This is a genomic window from Nitrobacter vulgaris (genome assembly GCF_002028545.1).
Classification (GTDB): domain Bacteria; phylum Pseudomonadota; class Alphaproteobacteria; order Rhizobiales; family Xanthobacteraceae; genus Nitrobacter; species Nitrobacter vulgaris.
The window spans coordinates 1-1,528 of sequence record NZ_MWPQ01000038.1 but is presented as its reverse complement, the minus strand read 5'-3'; the positions used below and the strand labels follow the sequence as shown (position 1 = coordinate 1,528).

The 1,528-nt window shown below is 53.1% G+C and carries 2 protein-coding genes and 1 pseudogene; 1 reads left to right on the top strand and 2 read right to left on the bottom strand.

Annotation, left to right across the window (positions count from 1 at the left end):
• Window positions 1-241: 241 nt before the first annotated feature.
• Window positions 242-574 (bottom strand): hypothetical protein, encoded by a 333-nt coding sequence (locus B2M20_RS19060; protein WP_139372868.1) that lies wholly within the window; start codon window positions 572-574, stop codon window positions 242-244.
• Between the two features lie 483 nt (window positions 575-1,057).
• Between B2M20_RS19060 and B2M20_RS08455 the strand changes: the two genes are divergently transcribed.
• The gene (locus B2M20_RS08455) at window positions 1,058-1,408 is read left to right on the top strand and encodes a hypothetical protein (RefSeq protein WP_079446617.1); all 351 of its coding nucleotides are present in this window, start codon (window positions 1,058-1,060) and stop codon (window positions 1,406-1,408) included.
• 33 nt (window positions 1,409-1,441) lie between these two features.
• Here B2M20_RS08455 and B2M20_RS19055 read toward each other — a convergent pair.
• Window positions 1,442-1,528: pseudogene (locus B2M20_RS19055) on the bottom strand (IS5/IS1182 family transposase); the annotation flags it as partial.

Below are 1,528 nucleotides of genomic sequence, written 5' to 3'. Positions count from 1 at the left end.
GCTGGGCGAGGATTAATCGGAATGCTGGGCGACAATTAATCGGAACAGGTGGGCGGCATCATCCTGGAATAGGTGGGCGGCTTGCTCCGGAATCAGCAGCCGTCAGTGACCCGTGAGCTCCAAGTGCAAGCCAACTATCGTAAGGAAATAGCAGCTTCCGTCGCACGGCGTATGATGATCAATTTCGCGAAAATCAGGATAACCGTTTTGCCGACGCATGACGGCGCATCGCCCTCAACAGTCAATAATCAGGTGTGCCGCGCGGATTTTCCTTAGCCCAAGTCGTAATCGCTTCATTTGGAACGACAAGCGATGACGGGCTGCTAGGCGCGTAAAAGCTCTTTCCACTCTCCACAGAATAAGCGACGCCACCCCATACGGCCTCGTCATTCAAATGTATGCTTCCAACTTCTGGATTGATGTTGCTCACAGTCGTGATCTTGATTTCAAGGCGTCCATGTTGGCTGTTTCTAATCGCTGCTCGATCACCAATCTTGGCGTTGCGATAGTAGTACTCGATTTCTTCGGCCGTTTGATCTTGGCTCGGGTCAACATAGGTTCGGGGAGGAGACATATTTTAAGCAGCCTTCTGAGAGATTGTGGGGTATGATCGCCTCAATGATCTTCTGGCGTTCACTCAACACACCTTGCGGCAACACACCATAGATTCCTGCAGTCGTCGCTTTGGTGTGATCGAGGAGGGAGACGAACGGTTCATCCATATACCCGCCTCGGCGGAAGGCATCGGCGGTGCTATGCCGGAAGTTAGGGAAATTCCGACTCTTGTCCTCTTTGACGCCAACGTTCTTAAAGTAGCCCGCAAAGAAACGCGACGGCGTCGCGAATGAGGATCGCTTTCCGTTCGTCACCGGACCATGGATAGAGTAGAGTTGTCCCGACCAATCGGTATCTCAGAGCAATTTCGATCGACGAAACCTCCCAGAAGGACCAGATGGAGGTGGGAAAGCCGAGACATTATAAGGGCTGTCGATTGGAGACGATCGATCCGGATCAGCGAGGTTGATGGGGCGTTCACGATGGTGGGAAGGACGAAACAATGAGCAGTTGGGTGCTAGGTGCTCGGAAGCCGCTCGAAGGCAACGGCATCGAGATCGACCTTGCGATTGATGGTGGTGATCCGCTCACGTTGGATGCGGTCGAAGCTGAGATCCTGGAAACTGGGTTGGGCAAAACACTCGCGGGCATTGATAACGCATCCGGCCGAATTTCATGCGTGAACGCAGCCACCCAAATCATCGTTGCAATCGATAAGATCACGGTTGCATCGCTGAGATATGAAAAGGCGGAGCTACTTCGCAGCCACCTAAAAGAACTTCTGGCAGGCAGAGGCACTGAATTTACCGATTCAGGCGCCGTCGAAGATCCGCTAGGTACTCCCGTTCCTTGATAAGGGAGATCGAACCAGACCTAGGGTCTGGACTCATAACCAGTAACTGACAGCCGCTGCGATGCAGACGGCTGCGAGAAAATTGATTGCGAGACGGTCGTATCTGGTGGCGATGCGACG